Annotated in this window: 23 protein-coding genes; 15 read left to right on the top strand and 8 right to left on the bottom strand. The window is 68.8% G+C overall.

Annotation, left to right across the window (positions count from 1 at the left end; translation table 11 throughout):
• Positions 1-15: 15 nt before the first annotated feature.
• The 7 genes from EV645_RS04790 to EV645_RS04760 all read left to right on the top strand — a co-directional run bounded on the left by EV645_RS04790 (position 16) and on the right by EV645_RS04760 (position 5,625).
• Positions 16-666, top strand: coding sequence for an ABATE domain-containing protein (locus EV645_RS04790; protein WP_130440120.1), 651 nt, complete (start codon positions 16-18; stop codon positions 664-666).
• Positions 667-676: 10 nt separating this feature from the next.
• Positions 677-1,363: a VOC family protein gene (locus tag EV645_RS04785; protein ID WP_130440118.1), complete on the top strand. Its 687-nt coding sequence runs from the start codon at positions 677-679 to the stop codon at positions 1,361-1,363.
• The gene (dapE, locus tag EV645_RS04780; protein WP_130440116.1) at positions 1,360-2,427 is read left to right on the top strand and encodes a succinyl-diaminopimelate desuccinylase; all 1,068 of its coding nucleotides are present in this window, start codon (positions 1,360-1,362) and stop codon (positions 2,425-2,427) included. Before EV645_RS04785 ends, dapE begins: the two co-directional genes overlap by 4 nt.
• 37 nt (positions 2,428-2,464) lie before the next feature.
• Entirely contained in the window at positions 2,465-3,313 is an 849-nt protein-coding gene (locus tag EV645_RS04775; protein ID WP_130440114.1) for an LOG family protein, read from the top strand.
• A gap of 53 nt (positions 3,314-3,366) precedes the next feature.
• Positions 3,367-4,509 (top strand): DivIVA domain-containing protein, encoded by a 1,143-nt coding sequence (locus tag EV645_RS04770; protein WP_277877023.1) that lies wholly within the window; start codon positions 3,367-3,369, stop codon positions 4,507-4,509.
• Positions 4,509-4,949 (top strand): SRPBCC family protein, encoded by a 441-nt coding sequence (locus tag EV645_RS04765; RefSeq protein ID WP_130440110.1) that lies wholly within the window; start codon positions 4,509-4,511, stop codon positions 4,947-4,949. The genes EV645_RS04770 and EV645_RS04765 overlap by 1 nt, the downstream gene beginning before the upstream one ends.
• A 115-nt stretch (positions 4,950-5,064) precedes the next feature.
• Entirely contained in the window at positions 5,065-5,625 is a 561-nt protein-coding gene (locus tag EV645_RS04760; RefSeq protein WP_130440108.1) for a DNA-3-methyladenine glycosylase I, read from the top strand.
• Between the two features lie 213 nt (positions 5,626-5,838).
• Here the strand turns inward: EV645_RS04760 and EV645_RS04755 are convergent, their stop codons facing one another.
• From EV645_RS04755 to EV645_RS04745, 3 genes are all read right to left on the bottom strand, one after another.
• A complete protein-coding gene (locus EV645_RS04755; RefSeq protein ID WP_130440106.1) occupies positions 5,839-7,971 on the bottom strand; it encodes an alpha/beta hydrolase-fold protein in 2,133 nt (710 codons plus the stop codon).
• 139 nt (positions 7,972-8,110) lie between these two features.
• The gene (locus EV645_RS04750; protein WP_130440104.1) at positions 8,111-8,902 is read right to left on the bottom strand and encodes an enoyl-CoA hydratase/isomerase family protein; all 792 of its coding nucleotides are present in this window, start codon (positions 8,900-8,902) and stop codon (positions 8,111-8,113) included.
• Between the two features lie 32 nt (positions 8,903-8,934).
• Entirely contained in the window at positions 8,935-9,765 is an 831-nt protein-coding gene (locus tag EV645_RS04745; RefSeq protein ID WP_130440102.1) for a PaaX family transcriptional regulator, read from the bottom strand.
• 166 nt (positions 9,766-9,931) lie between these two features.
• Here EV645_RS04745 and EV645_RS04740 point away from each other — a divergent pair, with 166 nt between their 5' ends.
• The 3 genes from EV645_RS04740 (at position 9,932) to EV645_RS04730 (ending at position 13,009) form a co-directional block, all read left to right on the top strand.
• On the top strand, positions 9,932-10,099 hold the full coding sequence (locus EV645_RS04740) for a DUF3117 domain-containing protein (RefSeq protein ID WP_012923066.1): 168 nt from the start codon (positions 9,932-9,934) through the stop codon (positions 10,097-10,099).
• A 134-nt stretch (positions 10,100-10,233) separates the two neighbouring features.
• Positions 10,234-11,760: a leucyl aminopeptidase family protein gene (locus tag EV645_RS04735; protein ID WP_130440100.1), complete on the top strand. Its 1,527-nt coding sequence runs from the start codon at positions 10,234-10,236 to the stop codon at positions 11,758-11,760.
• A 259-nt stretch (positions 11,761-12,019) separates the two neighbouring features.
• A complete protein-coding gene (locus EV645_RS04730; RefSeq protein WP_130440098.1) occupies positions 12,020-13,009 on the top strand; it encodes a type IV toxin-antitoxin system AbiEi family antitoxin domain-containing protein in 990 nt (329 codons plus the stop codon).
• 135 nt (positions 13,010-13,144) lie between these two features.
• Here EV645_RS04730 and EV645_RS04725 read toward each other — a convergent pair whose 3' ends face one another.
• Positions 13,145-13,996, bottom strand: a complete 852-nt coding sequence (locus EV645_RS04725; RefSeq protein WP_130440096.1) for an oxidoreductase — start codon at positions 13,994-13,996, stop codon at positions 13,145-13,147.
• Positions 13,997-14,200: 204 nt separating this feature from the next.
• Between EV645_RS04725 and EV645_RS04720 the strand changes: the two genes are divergently transcribed.
• A complete protein-coding gene (locus EV645_RS04720) occupies positions 14,201-14,827 on the top strand; it encodes an MmyB family transcriptional regulator (RefSeq protein ID WP_242000212.1) in 627 nt (208 codons plus the stop codon).
• Here EV645_RS04720 and EV645_RS04715 read toward each other — a convergent pair.
• Entirely contained in the window at positions 14,824-15,306 is a 483-nt protein-coding gene (locus EV645_RS04715) for a CGNR zinc finger domain-containing protein (protein ID WP_198681467.1), read from the bottom strand. The two genes, EV645_RS04720 and EV645_RS04715, sit on opposite strands and share 4 nt — an antisense overlap.
• Positions 15,307-15,370: 64 nt before the next feature.
• On the opposite strand from EV645_RS04715, the gene EV645_RS04710 reads away from it, so the two are divergent.
• A complete protein-coding gene (locus tag EV645_RS04710; RefSeq protein WP_198681466.1) occupies positions 15,371-16,051 on the top strand; it encodes a hypothetical protein in 681 nt (226 codons plus the stop codon).
• On the opposite strand, the gene EV645_RS04705 is transcribed toward EV645_RS04710, so the two are convergent.
• From EV645_RS04705 to EV645_RS04695, 3 genes are all read right to left on the bottom strand, one after another.
• Positions 16,035-17,273, bottom strand: coding sequence for a dienelactone hydrolase family protein (locus EV645_RS04705; RefSeq protein ID WP_130440092.1), 1,239 nt, complete (start codon positions 17,271-17,273; stop codon positions 16,035-16,037). The two genes, EV645_RS04710 and EV645_RS04705, sit on opposite strands and share 17 nt — an antisense overlap.
• A 70-nt stretch (positions 17,274-17,343) precedes the next feature.
• Positions 17,344-18,501, bottom strand: coding sequence for a glycogen synthase (gene glgA, locus EV645_RS04700; protein ID WP_130440090.1), 1,158 nt, complete (start codon positions 18,499-18,501; stop codon positions 17,344-17,346).
• 18 nt (positions 18,502-18,519) lie between these two features.
• Entirely contained in the window at positions 18,520-19,065 is a 546-nt protein-coding gene (locus EV645_RS04695) for a GNAT family N-acetyltransferase (protein ID WP_130440088.1), read from the bottom strand.
• Positions 19,066-19,129: 64 nt separating this feature from the next.
• On the opposite strand from EV645_RS04695, the gene glgC reads away from it, so the two are divergent.
• From glgC to EV645_RS04680, 3 genes are read left to right on the top strand one after another with little or no spacing between them, the layout of a single operon-like run.
• Entirely contained in the window at positions 19,130-20,407 is a 1,278-nt protein-coding gene (glgC, locus tag EV645_RS04690) for a glucose-1-phosphate adenylyltransferase (protein ID WP_130440086.1), read from the top strand.
• Entirely contained in the window at positions 20,404-21,645 is a 1,242-nt protein-coding gene (gene kynU / locus EV645_RS04685) for a kynureninase (protein WP_130440084.1), read from the top strand. The genes glgC and kynU overlap by 4 nt, the downstream gene beginning before the upstream one ends.
• Positions 21,642-22,943 carry an FAD-dependent oxidoreductase gene (locus tag EV645_RS04680; protein WP_130440082.1) on the top strand — a complete coding sequence of 434 codons (1,302 nt, stop codon included), beginning with the start codon at positions 21,642-21,644 and terminating at the stop codon, positions 22,941-22,943. The genes kynU and EV645_RS04680 overlap by 4 nt, the downstream gene beginning before the upstream one ends.
• Positions 22,944-23,056 lie beyond the last annotated feature (113 nt).

The raw sequence follows: 23,056 nt of genomic DNA, 5'->3' as shown, positions 1-23,056 counted from the left end.
CATTAGGATCGGTGGATGAGCACGCTGGCCTTCGCCCTCGCCGCGACGATCAAGCACGACGGACATGGCGGCGTCGCGGATCTGCTCGCAACCCCGACGGAAGCAGTGGCGTGGCTGGCCGGCCACCAGGACCTGGTCACGGAGGTGCTCGGCCGACCGCTGTTCGGCCCCGGAGCGGCTGCGATTTCCGGAACAAAGTTCGCAGCCGGCGGCGAATTCCTTCCGGAAACCCCGGGAGTCGGCATGGACGAAGCTCAGTGGCGGGGGTTGGTGGAGATCCGGCGGGCGGTGCGCGCACTGTTCGCGCGGGCGGTGGCGCCGGGTGCGCCGAGCAAGGCGGATGCGGACCGGTTGATGGATGCGGACGTGGCGGTGCGGGCGGTGAACCGCGCGGCCGAGCGGTTAGGGGCGAGGGAGCTCGAGTGGCCGGCTGATGAAGCACCGGTACTGCGATGGGCCGGCCGGACCGACGACCTCATCGCCGCGGTCGGGCGGTCGGCGATCGACTTCCTGACCGGCCCGGACCAAAAGCGGCTCAGAGCCTGCCCGGCGGCTCGGTGCGTGAAGTACTTCCTGCAGGACGATCCGCGGCAGATGTGGTGCTCGGCGTCGTGCGGTAACCGGGAGCGGGTGAACCGTCACTACCGCAAACGGCACGCCGGATAGCCTGTCGGTCATGACCATCGCGCGTTTCAAAGACTTGTGTGTCGACGTCTCGTCGCCGAGTGAGATGGTCGCGTTCTGGGGCCGGGTGATCGGCCTGACCGCGCCGGCCGACAACCCGAACGTGCTCGTCGGCGACGCTCCGGAGAAGACGATCTGGATGTGCAAGGTCCCGGAGACCAAGACCGTCAAGAACCGGGTCCACCTCGACCTGATCACCGGCGCGATCGAGGACCTCGAGCGCGAGGGCGCGAAGGTCCTGATCCCGGCCTCCGAGGACCAGCAGTGGACCGTGATGACGGATCCGGAGGGCGGGGAGTTCTGCGGATTCGTCCGCGACACGGTTCCGGCGTACCGGTTGATGGAGCTGATCGTCGACTCGGCCGAGCCGGAGAAGCAGGCGCGCTGGTGGGCAGGCGTGGTCGGCGGCGACTTCATGAGCCGGCCCGGTACGCCGTACTTCTGGCTCGAGAACGTGCCCGGCCTGCCGTTCCGGTACTGGGTCTTCGTCCCGGTGCCCGAGCCCAAGACGGTGAAGAACCGGGTGCACTGGGATGTCACCGCGCCCGCGCTGCAGCCGGTGCTCGACGCGGGTGCGACACTGCTGCGGCCCAAGGACGACGAGATCGGCTGGCACGTCTGCGCCGACCCCGAGGGCAACGAGTTCTGCGTGTTCCTGCCGCCGGAGGAGTCTTCATGACCAAGCTCGACCTGACCGCATCCGGTCCAGACCTGACCGAGGCGTTGGTGAACATCTCATCGGTCAGCGGGACCGAGGAGAAGCTCGCGGACAAGGTCGAGAAGGCGTTGTCGGCGTACGGGCATCTGAAGGTGTTCCGGCACGGCAACACCGTGGTCGCGCGGACCGATCTCGGGCGCGCCGAGCGGGTCGTGATCGCCGGTCATCTCGACACCGTCCCGCTCAACGACAACCTCCCGGCGCGCCGCGCCGACGGCCTGATCCACGGCCTCGGCGCCTGCGACATGAAGGGCGGCGTCGCGGTCGCGCTCCGGCTCGCGGCGGGCCTGGACGAGCCGAACCGCGACGTCACCTACGTCTTCTACGACTGCGAGGAGATCGAGGCCGAGCGCAACGGTCTCTTCAAGCTGACCCGCTCCAACCCCGAGCTGCTCGAGGGCGTGTTCGCGGTCGTGATGGAGCCGTCGAACGCCGTCGTCGAGGCCGGCTGCCAGGGCACGATGCGGATCGAGGTCACCACCCGCGGCGAGCGTGCGCACTCGGCCCGGTCGTGGATGGGGTCGAACGCGATCCACGCGGCGGGCGAGGTGCTTGCGCGGCTGGCGGCGTACGTTCCGCGGCGGGTGCCGATCGACGGGCTCGAGTACCGCGAAGGGCTGAACGCGGTCGCGATCACGGGCGGCGTCGCGGGGAACGTCGTACCGGATCTGTGCACGGTGACGATCAACTACCGCTTCGCGCCCAGCCGGTCCGAGGCGGAGGCCGAGGCGCACCTGCGCGAGGTGTTCGAGGGGTACGACGTCGTGGTGACGGACTCGGCTCCGGGCGGGCTGCCGGGGCTCGAGCGGCCGGCCGCGGCGGCGTTCCTGCAGGTGGTCGGGGGAGAGCCGCAGCCCAAGTTCGGGTGGACGGACGTGGCGCGGTTCACGCTGCTCGGCGTGCCGGCGGTGAACTACGGGCCCGGCGACCCGCTGTACGCGCACAAGCAGGACGAATTCGTGCCCGAGGCCGAGATCGAGCTTTGTGAACAGCGGTTGAGGAGTTGGTTGACGGGCCGCGCCTGAGCCGCCCGCGTTACCGGTCAGGCCATAATCTGGACGCATGTCAGAACCATCGATCCACCCCGACCGTCCGGTCGGCCAGCAGCAGCGCGGGCCGATCGTGATGCGGCGCAAGCAGGTGCAGCACTCCACCTCTGAGCAGCGGCTGCTGGACAGCCGCGGACCGTCGGACTGGGTGCACACCGACCCGTGGCGGGTGCTGCGGATCCAGTCGGAGTTCATCGAGGGGTTCGGCATGCTGGCCGAGCTCGGCGCCGCGATCAGCGTGTTCGGATCGGCGCGGACCAAGCCCGACGACCCGATGTACGCCGCCGCCGAGGAGACCGGGCGGAAGCTGGTCGCCGCGGGGTACGCCGTCATCACCGGCGGCGGACCGGGCGTGATGGAGGCCGCGAACAAGGGCGCGTCCGAGGCCGGCGGTGTGTCGGTCGGGCTCGGGATCGAGCTGCCCTTCGAGAACGGCCTGAACGAGTGGGTCGATATCGGGATGAACTTCCGGTACTTCTTCACCCGCAAGACCATGTTCGTGAAGTACGCCCAGGGGTTCGTGGTGATGCCGGGCGGGTTCGGCACGCTGGACGAGCTGTTCGAGGCGCTCACGCTGGCGCAGACGCGGAAGGTCACGTCGTTCCCGGTCGTGCTGTTCGGTACGGCGTACTGGGGCGGGCTGGTCGAGTGGCTGCGGAACACGATGCTCGAGGACGGGAAGATCTCGGCCGCCGACCTGGACATGTTCACGGTCACCGACGACGTGGACGAGGCGATCAGCTACATCATGAAGGCGGGCGAGCTGGCCGACGCCGCGGCCCAGGAAGCCGCCGAGGTGGCTGCGGAGGACGTGGACAGCACGTCCGCGAAGGCGCGCCGGCTGGGGTCCGACGGGAGCTGAATCCCGGGTGATGGTTCGGTTGACTCGTCCGGCATGGCACGATCGGACCCGTGATGTGGTTCTTCGGGCTGATCGTCGTGGTGTTGATCGGGGCTGTCGCGGTAGTGGCCTCGGGTCGTTGGGGTGCCATGAGCACGGCGTACGACGACCGGCCCGACATGACCGTGCCCGCGCGGCAGGTGCTCACGTCGACCGATATCGAGTCGGCGCGGTTCGCGGTCGGGGTGCGCGGCTACCGGATGGACGAGGTCGACACGCTCCTCGAACGGGTCGCGAAAGAGGTCGCTGAGCGGGACCGGCGGATCGCGGACCTGGAGCGGGCGGTCGCGCCGATCGTGGACACGCCGGATGGGGCGGGCTTCTCGTCGAGGTCGCCGTACGACGCGTCGGACTTCGAGGACACCGGGCCGCATCAGCCGATCCTCGTCGGCGGTGACTTCCCCGTGAGCAAGCCCGCGGACGACAAGCCCGCGGAGGTCCCACAGGTCGCCGTGCCGGCAGCCACTGCCGAGCCGACACCGCAGGCCGCTGAGCCCAAGGCGGAGTCCGGGGCAGCTGCCGAGAGTCCGGACGATGACGAGCCGGAGACGTCTGAGCTCCCGCGGACCAGGCACGAAGCAGCCGCCGACGAGTACGAACGCCTCCAAGCTGAGGCTCGCGCCCTACTAGAGGCGCAGTCCCAGCCGGTCACCCCCCGCCGCACTCCCGCCACACCCCACCCAGCACCCGCACAGCAGCCGCCGCAAGACGAGCAGCCGCCGCAGGCATCCAGCCTGCAGTCGCCGGACCAGCAGTCCCCGCAGGCTGCCGCCCAGCAGTCGCCGCAGGAGCAGGCTCCGTCGGCCAGTGCGCAGCAGTCAGCACAGCAGCCGCCGCTCCAAGCATCCAGCCAGCAGTCAGCTGACGCACAGCCAGCCGCAGCTGAGCAGCCCACTCCCACGCTGCACTGGACCCAGGCCCCCGCGCCGCAGCAGCAGTCGGCGGACGTCCAGCAGCCCCAAGCTGAGCAGCCCGCTCCGGCCACGCACTGGACGCAAGCGCCACCGCCGCCGCAGGAGCCCAACCCGCAGCAGGCGTCGGCGCCGCAGCAGTCCGACGCGCAGCAGTCCGACGCGCAGCAGGGTGAAGGGGAGGGGTGGCGGTTTTGGCCGCCGGCGGATCAAGAAGGGGAAGGCGCTTATCAGCGGCCCAGCTGATGACCGGGACGGGGAGTTGTCACGCGGAGGCGTCGGTCGTACTGCGGCTGTCGCCGGAGGCGGCCTGGGACGTCGTCATGGACTGGGACCGCCAGTCCCGCTGGATGCTGCTGACCCGCGTCTGGGGGACTGAGAACGACGGGATCGGCGTCGGCGGCGGGGTCGCGGCGCGGACTTCTGTCGGTGGCGTCGGGTTCACTGACGACATGGTCATCACACACTGGGATCCGCCGCGCGAGTGCACGGTGAAGCATCTCGGCACGATCGTCCGCGGCACCGGCACGTTCACGATCGCGCCCGTCTCCACCGGCAGCGTCTTCACCTGGGAAGAGGATGTCGACCCGCCGCTGGGCCGGCTCGGGTGGATCGTCGCGCGACCGGCGTTCGAGCTGATGATGCGGGTCTCGTTGCGGCGACTGGTCCGAGAGGTGCAGGCATGACGGTACTGATGCCACGCCTCCGGCGCGGCGGGTCATCGGGCTCTACCTCCCGTCCTTCCCTCGTCGCCCCGGTCGCTTCGCTCCCTCCGCTCCTCAGTCCAGGACGGGAGGCCCAATGACCGTCGTCGGCCCGGACGGGCAGCCGCGCTGCGGATGGGCGACCTCCGCACCGGAGTACATCGAGTATCACGACACCGAGTGGGGCAAGGAGATCCGCAACGATGTCGGCCTGTTCGAGCGGATGACGCTCGAAGGGTTCCAGTCCGGGCTGTCGTGGATCACGATCCTCCGCAAACGGGAGAACTTCCGTACGGCGTTCGCGCACTTCGACCCGGAGACGATCGCGAAGTTCGACGACACCGACTTCGACCGGCTGATGGCCGACCCCGGCATCGTCCGCAACCGGCTGAAGATCAACGCCACGATCAACAACGCCCGCGCGCTGCTGGAGCTCGACGACGGCGAGTTCACCGAGCTGCTCTGGTCGTTCGCGCCGGCCAGGCACAAGGCACCTAAGACGCTCGGCGACGTGCCGGCCACGACACCCGAGTCCGTGGCCATGTCGAAGGCCCTCAAGAAGAAGGGTTTCGTCTTCGTCGGACCCACCACGGCGTACGCGCTGATGCAGGCGACGGGCATCGTGAACGACCACTTGAAAGCTTGTATAGCCCGCTGAATCTCGTGCACGTGCAGCTGCCTTCTGCATCTGCAAAAGGCTCTTTGCCGAAACGCAAACACAAACGGCTGAACGAGTTGTGCACCGGGCACTGAACGTGATGAGGTGTTCAACGGGCTCCCCGACTGTCAGGTGGTTGTCCGGCCGTGACTCGCCCGGCCGGAACGCGGTCTGGGAGCCCACCAAACGTTGAGGGTCCTGTGAGCAGGACCCTTATGGCAGCTGATTCGTGCCATCGGGAGTGAAGGCTGTTCGGAACACATCCGTTCCGGACAGCCCACTCACCTGCGTGCCCTTCGGCGTGACGGCCAGGTAGAGATTCGCTTCGGCGAAGGCATCCGCCGCGTCGTCGTCCGCAGTGCCGAACTGGCGGGTCCAACTGCGTGTGTGGTCAGGCGAGTACTTCGTCAGCACGCCGTCGAACTTGCCGAGCGGTGTCTCCAACGAGCCGTCGGTGAAGCCTGCGACGTAGAGGTTGCCGGCGGGGTCGACCGCCACCGCGGCGGCCTTGTCGTTGGTGGACGTGCCGAGCTGGTCGCGCCAGGTCAGATTGCCGTCGGAATCGGCCCGCGCGATCAGGAAATCCTTGTCGCCGTTCAGGGTTCCCGCGAAGTCGCCCGCCGTGTAACCGGCGAGGTAGACGCCGCCGTGAGGGTCTGCGGTGAGCGCCCACACCTCGTCCGATGCGGGAGTGCCGAGCTGCTTCACCCACACCGGAGTGCCGTCAGTTGAGTAGCGGGCGAGGAGACCGTCCACGCCACCATCGCCAGACATCATTCCGCCCAGGTACACCGAGCCGTCGGAGACAGCAACCGCCATTCCCTTGTCCTCGCCTGCACTTCCGGTCTGCCGCAACCACACCAGCCGGCCGTCACCGTCCAGCCGAGCGACGAACACATCCTTGTCGCCCTGGTTCGCCCCGTCCAACGAGCCCTTCGTGTAGCCGCCGACATAGACATCGGTCCCGGACACCGTCACCGAATAGCTGCGATCTGCCACCCCTGGTACGCCGAACTGCGTCAGCCACCGTCGATTCCCATCGGCGTCGTACTGCGCCACGAACCCATCGTCCGTGGCGTTTCCGGCATGCGCGCCGTCCAGATCGCCGTTCGTGTACCCGGTCACCACGACGCGCCCGTCCGCATCCACGGCAACGCCGTACGCGCGTTCGGTCCCGCTCGTCCCGAGTGATCGCGTCCATTCCCGCGAGCCGTCCGCGCGGTACTTGATCAGCGCGACATCCGTCCCGCCCGCGTACGGCTGCCCGTCGAGCGAGCCCGCCGCCGCGACCGCCTGATAAACGTTGCCTGCGGCATCAGTCGCGATCCCGCCGGCGCGGTCGTCGCCCGCCGTACCCGTCATCGCGGCCTGCATTGGGACGGCCGGCGGCTTGCCGATGTACCGGAAGATGTACTTGGCGCCCTCGGCGAACGTGGGTCCCCACACGTCCCAGTCGTGCCCGCCGTTGACGACGCGGAACTCCGACGTCAGGTTCGGCACCCGCGTCGCCTGGTTGAACACGATGTGCGCCTCGAAGTCGAGGTCGTGGGTGGCGTCGATCCCCTTCGGGTTCTTGTATTCGTCGTCGCCGACCGCGATGTAGAGATGCGACTTGAGCCCGGTGGCCGAGAATGACTTCAATGCGGCCGGCCAGTTGAGCTTCAGGTACGTCGCCTCGACGAACGGATCCTTACCCTTGCCGAAGGCACCGAAATCGCGGGTGCTGGAATCGGCCGGCGGCAACGGGAAGTACACCGCCGGACTCAGCGCGATCGCCGCACCGAAGACGTCCGGATGCGCGAGCGAGTACCGCAGCGCACCGGCGCCGCCCATCGAGTAGCCGGCGATCGCCCGCCCGCTGCGGTCCGCGATCGTCCGGTACGTCGCATCGATCTGCGGCACAAAGTCGCGGAAGAACGCGGTCTCCACCGGCCGCCCCGGGTCGCTGCCCTTGTACGCCGAGTCGACGTACCAGCTGGCCCGGCTGCTCCACGGCGCGTCGGGCATGATCGCGATCGTCGGCGGAATCTCGCCGTCCCCGATCAGCTCGTCGAGCCGGCTCTTCACCTGCGTCCAGGCGCTCATCGAGTCCCCACGCCCGTGCAGCAGGTAGACGACCGGGTACCGGCGCGTGGACTCGTCGTACCCGGCCGGCAGGTAGACGTTGTAGTTGATGTCCTCGCCGAGCGTCGCGGACCGCACGGCAGCGGACTTGATGACTCCCGGCGCGACAGCGGGCCCGGCAGGCGCGGCAGGCGTGGCAGGAGGCGTGGCGCCCGAGCCGGGCACGACGAAGCTCCCGACCAGCGTGGCGGCGGTCAGGGCAGGCAGCAGCAGTTTCCTCACACGGCCGTTTGTAATCGCTTACGTAAACGATTACAAGAGGTGGGTTCGTCGCTAACGACAGGAGGTAGTCCAACTTCGCGGTGGAGTTCCGGCGTGCGGACCGCTCAGCCGGCTCGACGGAGGGCAATACCTCCTGTCGTTAGCGGCCGGTGAAGGTGGGCTTCTCCTTGGCGACAAAGGAGGCGACGGCGTTGTGGTGGTCCTCGGTCCCGCCGGTCAACTGCATCTGACCCGCCTCGAAGACGAGCGACTCGGCGAGTGTGTGGGTCGCTGAGTAGTTGACCGACTGGCGGACGGCGCCGTAGGCAACGGTCGGACCGGCCGCCAGCTTCCCGGCGAGCTCGGCGACTGCCGCCTCCAGGTCAGCGGCGGGTACGACGGAACTCGCCAGGCCGAGGTCCAGCGACTCGGCCGCTGGGATGGTGCGGGGGAAGTAGAGCAGCTCGAGCGCCTTCGCGCGCCCGATCAGCCGGGGGAGCGTCCACGAGATGCCCGTGTCGCAGGACAGCGCGATCCCGGTGAAGGCGAGGTTGAACCCCGCCGTGTCGGCGACGACGCGGAAGTCGCACGCGAACGCCATCGACGCGCCGGCGCCCGCTGCCACGCCGTTGACCGCCGCAACCACCGGCTTCGGCATCTCCGCCAGCGCCAGCGCGATCGGCGCGTAGTGGTCCGGCACCGTGCTCCACAGCGCAGCCTGGTCGTTGGCCTGCAGCAGCCCGATGTGCTCCTTCAGGTCCTGCCCGACGCAGAACGCCCGCCCGGTCCCGGTCAGTACGACGACGCGTACGGCGGGGTCCTCGGCGGCGGTCTGGATCGTGTCCCGGAGCAGGACCTTCGTCGGCGTGTCGAGCGAGTTCATCGCGTCCGGCCGGTTCAGGGTGATGGTGGCCACGCCGTCGGAAACGGCGTACACAACGGAGTCACTCATCGTGGTCAGCTCCTTGACTGTCGGTGAGAATTTCAGTGCAGTGTCAGGCAGTTGTCGACGAAACGCCCGGCCGCGGGGCCCAGTCGTTCGGCGTGGAAATCGAAGAATTCGGCCGCTCGGGTCCCGGCCCAGTCATCGGGCAGCAGCTCGTCCGGCAACCCCGGGTCCCGGAACAGGAACTTGCGCCACTCGTGCACCAGCTCCGACCGTACGGCGAACGCCTGCTCGTCGCCGTTGCCGTCGGTCGACTCCTGGCCCGTCTCGTCGACGAGCGACTTAGCCTCGATCAGCCAGGCGTCGTACGACGCGCCGAGCTCGTCGAGTCTCCAGACCCGCCGGGCGAACTCCACGGCGCCGTCGTCGACCGGCGCGCGGAAGCGGTCCGCGGCGATCCCTTCCATGCCGAGAATCTGGTCCACCTCGGCGTCGTTGCGCAGTCCGACCCAGGCGCCGTCGGACAGCGGAGCCCAACCCAGGAAGGCGAGTTGGCTCGCCAGCTGTTCGCGGCGGCGGGCGTTCGGGACCTCGCGGAGGATGCCCAGATGCCATTGCCGGTCCCAGTCGCCGGGCCCTTCGGAACCAGTGACCACCGGCGTGCCGTCCGGGGCGGTCCGGTAGATCCGGGCGGCGGCGTCGTCGAGCCTGCGACGCGCCCGGGACGTCAGCGCGTACCCGGGCTGTCCTTCGATCCGGACCGGCTCCAGCCAGCCCTGCCGGACCATCCGGGACACGGCGGTGCGCACCGCCGGCGGATGGACGCCGAGCGGCGCGAGCAGCTGGACCAGGGCCGCGACCGGGGCGCGCGCGCCACGCGCGCGCAGGTGGTCGCCGTACAGGTCGAAGAGGGCTGAACGGGCGTGCACAAGACTCGAGTCTGCCGTATGGTGCACGGCTCTGGCCTGGGATCGGGAATAATGGGGTCTGATACACACTGCGATACGCGCCGACGGCGCATCACCGCAACGGCGCCGGCGACGGTTCCCCGCGCGGTGTCGTCGCTCAACACCGACACTGGGAAGGGGTGCGCGCATGGCGGCGATGAAGCCGCGGACGGGCGATGGTCCGCTCGAGGTCACCAAGGAGGGCCGGGGGATCGTGATGCGGGTTCCGCTCGAGGGCGGCGGCCGGCTCGTCGTCGAGCTCAACGCGGACGAAGCGACCGAGCTCGGGAACGCGCTCAAGGCTGTCGTCGGCTGACCAGGTTCTCCCCGGGGTGCCCATGGGCGCACTCCTTCGACAATCCTGCGACCCCGGTGGGTGCTCTTTCCGGCACCGGCCGGGGTCGTTACGGTTGCACCCTGTCTTGATCAAACTTCAGTGAGGTCCTCCTAGTGGCTCGCCGCAGCAGCAGTTCGTCCTCCCCCTTTCCCAGCCTTCCGGGCGTCGCCTGGCAGCCCGGCCTGCCGGTGCACGGTTCCCCGACCTGGGTGATCGTCGTCGGTGACGAGAGCGGTCTGCCGGCCGCCGCGAAGGAGGCCGGCGAGCGACTCGGCGTCGACCTCGACCGGTTGCTCGAAGTACAGCAGGAGACCGGCTTCAGTGCGTCCGCCGGCGCGGTCGCGGCGTACCCGCTGCTGGCCGGTGAGGTGGCCGAGATCGTGCTGGTCGGCGCCGGTGACGGTAGTCCGAAGGACCTGCGACACGCCGGTGCCGCGATCGCGCGGTTCGGTCGCGGCAAGGACGAGCTCACCACGGTTGTTGCCGAGGGCATCGATGACGCGGCGCTGCAGGCGTTCGCCGAGGGCGTGGTGCTCGGCTCGTTCTCGTACACGCTGAAGACGGTCGACCCGGGCAAGCCGGCCGTCGGCAAGGTCACGCTGACCGACGGTACGGCGGATGCGCGCCAGCCGGCCGTCGATCGCGGCGTCGTCGTCGGCCGGACCGGATGGCTTGCGCGGCAGCTCGCGATCACGCCGTCCAACGAGAAGGACCCGGCCTGGATGGCCGCGCGGGCGACCGAGGTGGCCGCCGCGACCGGTCTCGAGGTGACGGTCTGGGACGAGAAGCAGCTTGCCGAGGAAGGTTTCGGCGGCATCCTCGCGGTCGGTCAGGGCTCCACCCGGCCGCCGCGGTTCATCCGCCTCGACTACGTGCCGGCAGGCGCGACCAAGAAGACGCCGTACGTCGTGCTGGTCGGCAAGGGGATCACGTACGACACCGGCGGCCTGTCGCTGAAGCCGCGCGAGGGCATGGTGTCGATGAAGCGCGACATGACCGGCGGCGGTTCGGTGATCGCGACGATGTCGGCGCTGCGTGAACTCGGCGCGAACGTTCGGGTGACGGGGCTCGTCTGCTCCGCGGAGAACATGCCGTCCGGCTCGTCGTACCGTCCGGACGACGTGATCCGGCACTACGGCGGCCGGACCACCGAGGTCAAGAACACCGACGCCGAAGGCCGGCTGGTGATGGCCGACGGTCTCGCGTACGCCGTGAAGGAGCTGAAGCCGGACGTCCTGGTCGACGTCGCCACGCTGACCGGCGCGATCAAGGTGTCGCTCGGCGCGATGCTGTACGGCGGCATGTTCGCCACCGACGACGCACTGGCCGACAACCTCGCCGACGCCGGCCGGATCTCCGGCGAAGAGGTCTGGCGGATGCCGCTCCCGCCGGAGTACGAAGACCTGATCGCGACCCCGATCGCCGACTCGGTCAACAGCTCGAAGGGTCCCGGCTCCATCACGGCGGCCCTGTTCCTGAAGGCCTTCGCCGGTGACATCCCCTGGGCGCACCTCGACCTCTCGTCGATCGCCGAGTCCCCGGCCGACCGCTTCGAATACTCCATCGGCGCCACCGGCGCCGGCGCCCGCCTCCTCACCACCTGGCTGACAGGCGAGCAACCGACCGCGGGGATCGGCTAACCACCCACCCACCGCCAACCCCGACCCGGCCCCGCGTACCCGACCCGGCCCCGCCCGGCCCGCCCCACCCGGCCCGCCCCACCCGGCCCGCCCCACCCGGCCCGCCCCACCCGGCACGGCCCGGCCGCCCGGCCCGGCCCAGCTGGGGGGGGTTCACCTATCTCGTGGTGGGTTCCCACCCCGTAGCGACGGCGGCGAACCCACCACGCGGTGGGTGAACCCATCGCGGGTCGGTTATCCACAGGTGCGGGGAAGGGGGATGCGGGGACGGGCTTGGGGGATTGATGCTGGAGGGGTGAATCCTGAGCTTGGGCGAGTTGCCGTAGGGCAGGGCGGTGTTGTGAGCCGAGCCCAGGCCATCAGCGCCGGATATACCCCGGAGCAGATTCGTGAACGTCTGAGCGACGGCAGGTGGGAGCGGGTACGGCGCGGTCAGTACGCCGAGCGGGTCGACCTCGGCAGGTTGGAGCCCTGGGAACAAGAGCTGTTTCGTCACCGCCGACTCGTCCATGCCGCGATGAACGCGATGCAGCCGGGCTCGGCGGTGGTGAGCCATCACTCGGCGTTGGTCCTGCAGCGCATTCCCGTGTGGCGCGCCGACCTCGCCGAGGTTCAGTTGACGCGGACGAACGGACGCGGCGAGGTGAAGGCAGGGGTCCGGCATCATCAGGGACGGCTGACCCCGGCGGATCTGACACAGGTAGCTGGGCTGGCCGTCACGTCCGTCCCGCGGGCGGTGGTCGAAACCGCGAGTACGACGTCGTTCGAGGCCGCTGTGGTCAGCATCGATGCCGCGTTGCGACGTCCAGAGGTGAGCGCCGGCGAGCTTCGTCGCCTGCTGACCGTGACCGACTGCTGGCCGGGCGGTCCGACCATTCGGTTGGCGCTTGCTTTCGCCGACCCGCTGGCCGAATCCGTCGGCGAGTCACGGCTTCGCGTTCTGATGCACAACGAAGGCCTGCCTCCGCCGGTGCTGCAGGCCGTATTCGAGGACGATGCCGGGTTCATTGGCCGAGTGGACTTCTATTTCCCTGACTACAACACGGTTGTCGAGTTCGACGGCTTGATGAAGTACGCCGACGGGTCGCAATACACGCTGATCCAGGAGAAGATCCGCGAGGACCGCCTCCGAGCGTTGGGCCTGCAGGTCGTCCGCCTGAGGTGGGTCGACCTCGCCCACCCCGCACGTACAGCGCTGGCCATCCGCAAAGCGTTCGACACCTCCCGGCGTACCCGCCTCGCGGGTTAACCCATCCTGTTGTGGGTTCGCGGCCGGTACTGCGGGGCGCGAACCCACAACGCGATAGGTGAACCCACCCAAGGCAGGCGGGCGGGGACGGAGGGCGTGGGCGGGGCGGGGCGGGGCGGGGCGTGGGCGCGGGTGCTATGCGATTGCGTTGAGTTCTGCGATTGCGTTGGCGGGGAGATCGAGGTCGCGGGCCGCGATGTTCTCCCGTAGGTGGGCGAGCGACGACGTGCCGGGGATGACCACGCTGGTTGACGAGCGCTGAAGGAGCCACGCGAGCGCGACCTGTTGCGGGGTGGCGTTGAGGCGGGTTGCGACCTTGGCGAGGGTTTCGGACTGGAGCGGGGTGAAACCGCCCAGCGGGAAGAACGAGGCGAACGCGATGTTGTGGGCGGCCGTGTAGTCGACCACGGCGTCGTCGTCGCGGCGGACCACGTTGTAGAGGTTTTGGACCGTGACGATCGACGCGATCGCCTGGGCCTCGCGGATCTGCGTGATCGTGACGCCGCTCAGGCCGAGGTGCTTGATCAGGCCTTCCTGCTGGAGTTCGGCGAGAGCCGTGAAGGCCTCGGCGATCGACTCGTCGCTACCGCCGCCGTGGGCGGGTGTGCGCAGGTTGACCACGTCGAGTACGTCGAGGCCCAGGTGCTCGAGGTTCTCGTGGACCTGCGCCTTGAGGTCGCCGGGATCCTGCGTGACGTTCCACGAGCCGTCGTCGCCGCGTCGCGCGCCGACCTTCGTCACCAGGTGCAGGCCGGCCGGGTACGGGTAGAGCGCCTCCTTGATGAGCTCGTTCACCACGACCGGCCCGTAGAAGTCGCTGGTGTCGATGTGCGTGACGCCGAGGTCGACCGCTTCCCGCAGTACGGCGATGGCCTGGTCGCGGTCCTTCGGCGGGCCGAAGACGCCCGGGCCCGCGAGCTGCATAGCGCCGTACCCCATCCGGGTGATGGTGAGGTCCTCGGCGAGGGTGGTGGTTGAGTTCGTCATATCTCCACTGTTGCCCGGAGCATCGAGAACAGGGAGTGCCCCGCTGTTCCTGGGAGTGACAGGACCCAGGCACCTGGGCAGGGTCCGGACTTACCGTGGGATCCATGGAGAATACGAACGCGCTGGGCGACTACCTCCGGGCCACGCGCGAGCAGGTCAAGCCCGAGGACTCAGGTCCTCGAAGCGCTCGCCGAAGTACTGCGGTTGGACGCCGACGAAACCGCCTACCTGCGGGGCCTCGCCCAGGAGCTGCCGGCTCCACGTCGGACCGGCGAGAAGGTCCCGGACAGCATCCTGGAGCTGATCGACGGGCTGCCCAACAATCCGGCGTACGTGCAGAACAAGTACACGGACTGCCTGGCGGTCGACCCGCTCTGCGCGGCGCTCTCGCCGAACTACAAGGTCGGGGTCAACCTGCTCACCGCAGTACTGCTCGATCCCCGCGAGCGTGAGCTGCGCCGCGACTGGGACGACCTGACGGAGGAAGGCGTCGCGATCCTCCGCACCGAACTCGGCCCGAACGTCAACGACCCGCGGCTGAAGGAACTGGTCGGCGATCTGTCCGTCCGGAGCGAACGTTTCCGCCAACTCTGGGCGCGTCACGACGTCCGCCCGCGCAAGAGTCGCCTCAGTCAGCTCACCCACCCGGAGGTCGGCGACCTGGAGCTCCGCTCCGACAAGCTGACGATCGGCGGCACCGACAGCATGACGCTCGTCATCTCCCACGCCGTCCCGGGGTCGCGCGACGTCGAGTCGCTGGCCCTGCTCGGCAGCCTGATCGCGTCCAACCACGAGCAGCCGCAGCCGAACCAGCCGAGCCCGAAGGACTAAGAACTCTTCCGGGCCCGGTACGCCGCAACCGTCGTACGGCTCGCGCATGCGTTGGAGCAGAACCGGCGGGTCCGGTTCCGCGACTGGTCCACGAAGTAGTTGCCGCATCCGGCCGCGGCGCATCGCCCCAGCGTCACCGACGGATCCCCGGCCGCGATCAGGGCGAGCTTGGCGGCGATCAGTTGGCCGACCCAACGCTTGGCCGGCGTCCCGTTGCGGCTGAAGTGGACGTGCCACCCGAGGCCGTCGTGGTCCGACAGGTGCATGTCCGGCGGGTACTCGCGCAGCAGCCGATGTACGGCGTCGGGCGCGGCGCCGTCGACCGACTGCGCCAGCGCCCTACGCACAAGGTCCGGCAGGTCGCCGAAGTCGCCGTCCGGGGGAGGCGCGATCTCGTGCTCGGCGAAGAACGCGGCCACCAGCTCACCGTCCTGATTGAGCGTGCCGGTGTTGGCCAGCTCGACGGCCAGCCGCGTCACGTTGCCAATGTAGTCACCGTATTCCACTTGACCACCTACATTCCCGTTCCTTAGCGTAGGCGTCATGCTAGCTGATGACACCTACATCGCTCGGTCCCTGTTCCTCCTCGGGGAGTGGGATGCCGCCCTTGCTGTATTGGGTCCGGATAGCGATCCCGAGTTGCATGCCGAGGTCGCCGTCGACCGCTGGTTCTTCCAGATCGATGGCCACGACGAGGCCGAGAAGGCGGTCGCGGCCCTCGACCCTGCGTCGTGGACCGCGCAGTTGCTGACGGGACGACTTGCCTACAGTCGCCTGCTGTTCCAGCGCGATCCGCGGCCCGACGACCGCGCCGCGTCCGAGGCGGCGTACCGCGCGGCGGCACAGAGCGGCGATGAGCTGCAGCGCGGCTGGGCCGAGTACCACTGGGGTGTCTTGCTCGACAACATCGACGAGGACTCGGCCGGCGCCGTTGCGCGGTACGAGGTGGCGCTCGAGATCGCGACGAAGTACGGCGACGGCTTCTTCGAGTCCTACATCATCCGGCACCTCGCGCATCTCAAGGAGCCGGCCGACGGAATCATGATGCTGCGCCGCTCGCTCCACCTGCGCGCGGCTCTCGGCGCCCGGCCACAGATCGTCGCCGCGCAGGCCGCTCTCGCGAACGACCTGCCCGAGGACGACCCCGAGCGCGCCGAGCTCATCCGGATCTACCGTCCGGCCGCGGACGAACTACGCATCGGCTGGCTCAAGCCCACCGGCTGAACGCGCGGATGATCCCCGGGTACGCCGCGAACGCCGTACCCGTGTGATCGACGGGACCCATGCTGTGGACGGTCACGTCGGCACCGCGTGCTCGCAAAGAGGCCGCGCACGCGTCGGCGTTGGCGGCCACCACATCGGTGTCCTTCGTACCGCTGTAGAGATGCACCGGCACCCGCGGCGTCCAGTCGCGACACACCTGATCGGCCGCACGAACTGCCCGCAGGAGGCGACCGGTCGGGTGCTGCAGCTGCTTGATGAACGCCGGTGTGAACAGCTTCTGCGGCGTGTCCGGGAGCGCGGCGACGATGTCCTCGTCGGAGTGCGTGCCGTCGAACAGCCCTTCGACCGTCGCGGCGTACGGCGCCTGGAACACCTCGCGCGGGTCGTCGTACAGCCCGACGGTCCGGTTCCAGGCGGTGATGAGGTAGCCGAGGTAGAAGGTCGCCGTCGGCGGCAGGACGCCACCGGTGAAGACCGCCGGCAACTCGCTGCCGAGCAGGTCGTACGGACCGGCGACGGCCTGGATCGCGCCCAGGCGGAACGAGCCGACATCACCGCGGCTCAACGCCCTGCCGAAGGCCATCGACGCGCGCCCGCCCTGCGAGAAGCCGGTGACCAGCACGTCCCGCTTCAGCGCGACCCCGTGCTTGGCCGCGAAGGTCCGGGCGGCGAGCAACAAATCGCCCGACGAGGTCGTCTCGGTCTTGGTGTCGAGGTACGGCGGCTTGCCCGGACCGAGCCCGAGGCCGAGGTAATCCGGCGCAACACCGACCAGCCCCTGACCCGCGAACAGAGCCGTCACCAGCCGATCGGTCGAGGTGTCGTCCACCGACGCCGCAGCAGCCTTGGTGGGATTGGTCCCGTGCAAGTACTCCGCCACGGTCAGCGCACCGCGACGCCCGTCCGGCAGGACGACGATCCCGCTCGCGGTCGTCGGCCGCCCGTTGTGGTCGATCGTCCGATAGATCAAGCGGTACGCCGTGACGCCGTACGCCGCGTGTGGTGTGCCGGGGAAGTCAGCCGACGCAGCGTCGAGCTGAGCCGCGGTCAGTTGCGCGACCGGCACCGCTGAGACCAGCGAACCGCGCGGAGCGTGCACGCTGGAGACGGCGGCCTCGGACAGTGTCGGCTGACTGACGGCACCGAACGCGGACAGCGGGAACGTGAGCAGAGCAGCAGTCGCCACCGTGGCGGCGACAGTCTTTGTCAGGCGAGATGTCATACCTCAACCAAACCGCCGCCGCGCCACCCGAAGAATGGTGCGAAGCCCCGTACCGAGGGTGGGGTTTCTCCTACCCGAGCAGGCTCGTGTACAGCTGCACGGTCCGGTCCGCGACGGCGTCCCAGCCGAACTGCGAGACGGCCCTTGAGCGCCCGGCCTTGCCCATCGCCTCGGCCTTCGCCGGGTTGTCGACGAGCTCGTTGATCCCGTCCGCCAGGCCGCGTTCGAAGGTGTCGATGTCGTTCTCGTCGTACGGGACCAGGGTGCCGGTCACGCCGTCGTCGACGACCTCGGGGATACCGCCGACCGCGCTCGCGACGACGGCGGTCTCGCAGGCCATCGCCTCCAGGTTGACGATGCCGAGCGGCTCGTAGATCGACGGGCAGCAGAACGCCAGTGCGTGGGTGAGAACCTGCCGGACCTGCTCGCGCGGCAGCATCTCCGAGACCACGAACACGCCGTCCCGAGCCATCTTGAGGTCGTCGATCAGCGCGTCGGTCTCGGCCTTCAGCTCGACCGTGTCTGCCGCCCCGGCGAGCAGCACGAGCTGCACGGACGGGTCCAGGCGCAGGCCGGCGCGGAGCAGGTGCGGCACGCCCTTCTGCCGGGTGATCCGGCCGACGAACGTCACATACGGACGATTCAAGTCCACGCCGAGTCGTTCGAGCACGTGCGTCGACGGGTCCGGGTGGTAGAAGTCCGCGTCGATCCCGTTCGAGATCACGTGCACCTTGGACGGGTCGATCGACGGGTAGCAGCCGAGTACGTCGTCCCGCATCCCGCGGCTCACCGCAACGACCGCGTCGGCCGCCTCGTACGCCGTCTTCTCGGCCCAGCTGGACAGCCGGTACCCGCCGCCGAGCTGCTCGGCCTTCCACGGGCGACGCGGCTCCAGCGAGTGTGCGGTCACCACGTGCGGTACGTCGTACAGCAGCTTGGCCCAGTGGCCGGCCATGTTCGCGTACCAGGTGTGCGAGTGCACCAGCTGCGCGTCGCCGACGGAGGCCGTCATCGTGAGGTCCGTGGACAGGATGCGCAGCGCCGCGTTCGCCCCCGGCATCCGCGGGTCGTCCTCGGAGTGCGCGGTCGCGCCCGGCCTGGGCTCGCCCATGCACTGCACGTCCACGTCGATCAGCCGGCGGAGCTCGCGGACCAGGAAGTCCACGTGCACCCCAGCCCCGCCGTACACATCCGGTGGATATTCACGCGTCAGGATGGCGACCTTCATGGGCCCGACGATAAGTCATCAGGCGACGTGTGTCGGCACCCAGAACCTCAGCTTTCCGTGTCGTTCGTCTTCCAATTCGCCGCCGGCTGCCTCGATCACCTTGCGCGAACCGACGTTCTCGGTGTCGCAGGTGACGAGCGCCGGCTCGATGTCCAGGGCGGCCGCGATCGGCAGCGACTGGGTCAGCATCTGGGTCGCGTACCCGTGCCGGCGCGCGGATGGGCGGACGCAGTACCCGATGTGGCCGGCCACCTCGAGCAGCGCCGGGGTGAGCCAGTGCCGGATCGACAACCGGCCGAGGAACTCGATCCCGTCGACGAACCAGAGCACGGTCTGGTGCACGAGCCCCGGCGGCAGCTCGGTCGCGGGATCCGCCTCGGCCCTGATCGCCTCGACCAGCCGGTGGAACTCCGCCGGGTCGGCGGCCTGCTTCCGGGTCCACTCCTCGTCGTCGGCGGCGATCGACTTCGCACCCATCCAGCGCTCATGATCCGGACCGAGCTCGTCCCAGGCCGCGAGAAACGATCGGTGAACGGCAGTGGTCGGTACGACGAGGATCGGCATCTTTACAGTGTCGCGACACTCGCAAGCGCTTATGCCCCCGGGTTGTCGGAGCTAAGGTGCGGACATGGCAAAGGCGCCCAGAGTTCTCGGAATTGTGCTGGCCGGTGGTGAGGGGAAGCGGTTGATGCCGCTGACCGCGGACCGGGCCAAACCGGCCGTGCCGTTCGGCGGGAGTTATCGGCTGATCGACTTCGTCCTCTCGAATTTGGTCAATGCCGGCTTTCGAAATCTCTGTGTGCTCACGCAGTACAAATCGCATTCGCTCGACCGGCACGTCACGCTGACCTGGCGGATGTCGACCCTGCTCGGCAACTACGTGACCTGCGTCCCGGCGCAACAGCGGCTCGGCCCGCAGTGGTACCAGGGCAGCGCGGACGCGATCTACCAGTCGATGAACCTGATCAAGGACGCGGACCCGGAGTACATCGTGGTCTTCGGCGCCGACCACGTGTACCGGATGGACGCGTCCCAGATGGTCGCCGCGCATATCGAGCGCGGGAACGGCGTGACGGTGGCCGGTATCCGGGTGCCGCGGGCCGAGGCCAGCGAGTTCGGCGTGATCAAGACCGGTGCGGACGGGTACGTGATCGACGAGTTCCTGGAGAAGCCGGCCGATCCGCCGGGCCTGCCGGACTCGCCGGACGAGACGTTCGCCTCGATGGGCAACTACGTCTTCACCCGCGACGTCCTGGTCGAGGCGCTGCGCAAGGACGCCGCCAACCCGGCCTCGCGGCACGACATGGGCGGCGACATCGTCCCGATGCTCGTTGCCGAGGGCAAGGCCGGCGTGTACGACTTCAAGGAGAACGACGTACCGGGCGCTCTCGATCGGGACCGGTCGTACTGGCGCGACGTCGGGTCACTGGACTCCTACCACGAGGCCCACATGGACCTGGTCTCGATCCAGCCGGTCTTCAACCTGTACAACTCCGACTGGCCGATCTTCACCTCGCACCCGCAGCTGCCCGGCGCGAAGTTCACCGACGACGCGACCGTCGGCGAGTCGATCGTCTGCCAGGGCTCGATCGTCACCGGGGCGCACGTGGACCACTCGGTGCTCGGGTCGAACGTGATCGTCAGCGCGGGCGCGGACATCCAGCACTGCGTGATCATGGACAACTGCAAGATCGGCAAGGACGTCGTACTGAAGAACGTCATCCTGGACAAGAACATCGTGGTCCCGGACGGCGTCGAGATCGGCGTCGACCCGGACTACGACCGCGAGCGCGGGTTCACCGTGTCCAAGGGCGGCGTGACCGTGCTCGGCAAGGGCCAGGCGATCGAGGCGCCCAAGGCCGCCGTTGCCGAGACTGCCGAAGCTACCGAGGTTGCCGAGGGGTGACGACCGAGGCTGACGCTCTGGCTCTCGATGCCACCGACGCCGGGCACCGGGATCTCTTCGACGTGCCGCCCGCGCAGGGCGGCGATTACCCCGAGGTGGCGTACTTCGCCGGCAACTCGCTCGGCCTGCGGCCGAAGGCGACGCGCGCCGAACTGCTCGAGGACCTCGACGCGTGGGCCGCGCTCGGCGTCGAGGGCCATCTGGACGCTGCCCGGCCCTGGCTGCCGTACCACGAGCTGCTGACCGGTCCCGCGTCCCGCTTGATCGGTGCGTTGCCGAGCGAGACTGTCGTGATGAACTCGCTGACCGTCAACCTGCACCTGTTGATGGTGTCGTTCTACCGGCCGACACCATCGCGGCACCGGATCGTCATCGAGAACGCCGCGTTCCCCTCGGACAGCTACGCCGTGCGGTCGCAGGTCGCCTTCCACGGGTACGACGTCGAGGACGCGGTCGTCCGGCTGCGTCCGCGACCGGGCGAGGACAGCCTGCGTACGGCGGATGTCGTCGAGCAGCTCGCTGGCGACGTCGCGCTCGTGCTGCTCGGCGGCGTGAACTACCTGACCGGCGAGTTGATGGACATCCCCATGATCACCAAGGCCGGTCACGCGGCCGGCGCGGTCGTCGGGTGGGACCTCGCGCATGCGGCCGGGAATGTGCCGTTGGCCTTGCACGATTGGGATGTGGACTTCGCGGCGTGGTGCTCGTACAAGTACCTCAACTCCGGGCCCGGCGCGCTGGCCGGTGCGTTCGTGCATGAGCGTCACCTCGGCACGGACCTGCCGCGGTTCGAAGGCTGGTGGAGCACGGAGGCGGCGACGCGGTTCGAGATGACGCCCGAGTCGCGGCCGCCCGCGAGCGCCGACGCGTGGCAGGTGTCGAACCCGCCGATCTTCTCGATGAGCCCGGTCCGGACGTCGCTGGAGCTCTTCGACAAGATCGGCATCGAAGTACTGCGGGAGCGGAGTGTGCGATTGACGGCGTACCTGGAGAAACTGCTGGCGGACGTGCCGTTGCCGGTGATCACGCCCGCGGATCCCGCGCGGCGCGGCGCCCAGTTGTCGTTGCGGGTCACGGGGATGCGAGCCGGTGAGCTGTCGCGGCGCCTGCGATTCGAGTACGGCGTGATCGCGGACGCGCGGGAGCCCGACGTACTGCGGCTGGCGCCGGTGCCGCTGTACTCGACGTACCACGACTGCTGGCGGGCCGGCGCGGCGTTGGCCGAGGTGATGGCATGAAGGTCGCGATCGTCGGCGCCGGGCTGACCGGTTCGTTGCTCGCGTGCTTCCTTGCGCGGCGAGGGTTGACGGTGACGTTGTACGAGCGGCGCGCGGACCCGCGGGTTGCGCAGGTCGAGCGTGGGCGGTCGATCAACCTGGCGATCTCCGAACGCGGGCTGAACGCGTTGCGGCGGATCGGGCTGGTCGACGAGGTGATGGCGGATGCGCTGCCGATGAAGGGCCGGATGATTCATCCGGTGACCGGGCCGCTGGACTTCCAGGCGTACTCGGCGTCGGGGGATCGCGCGATCAACTCGATCAGTCGCGGTGCGTTGAACAACGCTCTGCTGACGGCTGCGGCGGCCGCTGAAGGTGTCTCGGCCGAGTTCGAGCACCGGCTGGTAGAGCTGGATTCGGCTGCCGGCCGGATGGTGTTCGCGACGCCTGCCGGGAAGGTCTCGGTCAGTGCCGACGTCGTCCTCGGGGCCGATGGCGCCGGGTCCGCAGTACGCGAGCAGTTGCTTGCCGAGGGCATCGTTGCGGAGAACGTCGACTTCCTCGACTACGGGTACAAGGAGCTGTCGATCCCATCTGCTTCCGGGGAGTTCGCGCTCGACCCTGGCGCCTTGCACATCTGGCCGCGCGGTACGTCGATGATGATCGCGCTGCCGAACCCGGACAAGTCCTTCACCTGCACGCTGTTCTGGCCGGCCGGATCGTTCGACGCGCTCACGTCGGCGTCCGGGATCGAGAACCACTTCCGGATCAACTACCCCGATCTGTTGCCGTTGGCGCCGAACTTGGTCGACGACTACCTGAACAATCCGGTCGGCGTGCTCGGGACCGTGCACACGCTGCCGTGGCAGGCGCACGGCCGCACTGCGTTGCTCGGCGATGCGGCGCACGCCATCGTGCCGTTCTACGGCCAGGGTGCCAACTGTGCGTTCGAGGACGTGGTCGAGCTCGACCGCTGCCTCGACGACACCGGCGGCTCGTGGGCGCGGGCTCTGCCGCTGTTCGAGGCCCGCCGCCGCGAGAACACCGAAGCAATCGCCGAAATGGCCCTCGCCAACTTCGTCGAAATGCGCGACAAGGTCGCCTCCCCGGTCTTCCGCCTGCAAAAACAGATAGAACACGCCCTCGAACGCCTCCTCCCCGGCACCTACGTCTCCCGCTACGAACTCGTCTCCTTCTCCACCACCCCCTACGCCGAAGTCCAACACCGAGTCCACCGCCAACACCAGGTCCTGGGCGCCGCCGCCCTCGCCCTGGCCGGCGCCCTACTGACCTTCGCCAGAGCAAGGCGCCGCCGATGACCCGACCGCTCGCCCCTCTGCCGCCTGCTCGCAACGCGGGTGGATATCCGCTCGTGCTGTGGGTTCTCCGTTCTTATAAGAGTGAAGAACCCACAACAGGGACGGATATCCCG

It is taken from the genome of Kribbella rubisoli, from assembly GCF_004217145.1.
GTDB classification, from domain to species: Bacteria; Actinomycetota; Actinomycetes; order Propionibacteriales; family Kribbellaceae; genus Kribbella; species Kribbella rubisoli.
The sequence above is the reverse complement of the archived record's forward strand: the minus strand, read 5'-3'. Positions and strand labels throughout refer to the sequence as shown.

Excerpts from the sequence above, each read along its gene's own strand:
- EV645_RS04760 (WP_130440108.1), top strand. The coding sequence starts at position 5,065 with ATGACCGTCGTCGGCCCGGACGGGCAGCCGCGCTGCGGATGGGCGACC.
- EV645_RS04790 (WP_130440120.1), top strand. The coding sequence starts at position 16 with ATGAGCACGCTGGCCTTCGCCCTCGCCGCGACGATCAAGCACGACGGA.
- EV645_RS04750 (WP_130440104.1), bottom strand. The coding sequence starts at position 8,902 with ATGAGTGACTCCGTTGTGTACGCCGTTTCCGACGGCGTGGCCACCATC.
- EV645_RS04680 (WP_130440082.1), top strand. The coding sequence starts at position 21,642 with ATGAAGGTCGCGATCGTCGGCGCCGGGCTGACCGGTTCGTTGCTCGCG.
- EV645_RS04730 (WP_130440098.1), top strand. The coding sequence starts at position 12,020 with ATGCGGGGACGGGCTTGGGGGATTGATGCTGGAGGGGTGAATCCTGAG.
- EV645_RS04775 (WP_130440114.1), top strand. The coding sequence starts at position 2,465 with ATGTCAGAACCATCGATCCACCCCGACCGTCCGGTCGGCCAGCAGCAG.
- EV645_RS04725 (WP_130440096.1), bottom strand. The coding sequence starts at position 13,996 with ATGACGAACTCAACCACCACCCTCGCCGAGGACCTCACCATCACCCGG.
- EV645_RS04770 (WP_277877023.1), top strand. The coding sequence starts at position 3,367 with ATGTGGTTCTTCGGGCTGATCGTCGTGGTGTTGATCGGGGCTGTCGCG.
- EV645_RS04765 (WP_130440110.1), top strand. The coding sequence starts at position 4,509 with ATGACCGGGACGGGGAGTTGTCACGCGGAGGCGTCGGTCGTACTGCGG.
- EV645_RS04740 (WP_012923066.1), top strand. The coding sequence starts at position 9,932 with ATGGCGGCGATGAAGCCGCGGACGGGCGATGGTCCGCTCGAGGTCACC.
- glgA (WP_130440090.1), bottom strand. The coding sequence starts at position 18,501 with ATGAAGGTCGCCATCCTGACGCGTGAATATCCACCGGATGTGTACGGC.
- EV645_RS04710 (WP_198681466.1), top strand. The coding sequence starts at position 15,371 with ATGCTAGCTGATGACACCTACATCGCTCGGTCCCTGTTCCTCCTCGGG.
- EV645_RS04785 (WP_130440118.1), top strand. The coding sequence starts at position 677 with ATGACCATCGCGCGTTTCAAAGACTTGTGTGTCGACGTCTCGTCGCCG.
- EV645_RS04705 (WP_130440092.1), bottom strand. The coding sequence starts at position 17,273 with ATGACATCTCGCCTGACAAAGACTGTCGCCGCCACGGTGGCGACTGCT.
- EV645_RS04695 (WP_130440088.1), bottom strand. The coding sequence starts at position 19,065 with ATGCCGATCCTCGTCGTACCGACCACTGCCGTTCACCGATCGTTTCTC.
- glgC (WP_130440086.1), top strand. The coding sequence starts at position 19,130 with ATGGCAAAGGCGCCCAGAGTTCTCGGAATTGTGCTGGCCGGTGGTGAG.
- dapE (WP_130440116.1), top strand. The coding sequence starts at position 1,360 with ATGACCAAGCTCGACCTGACCGCATCCGGTCCAGACCTGACCGAGGCG.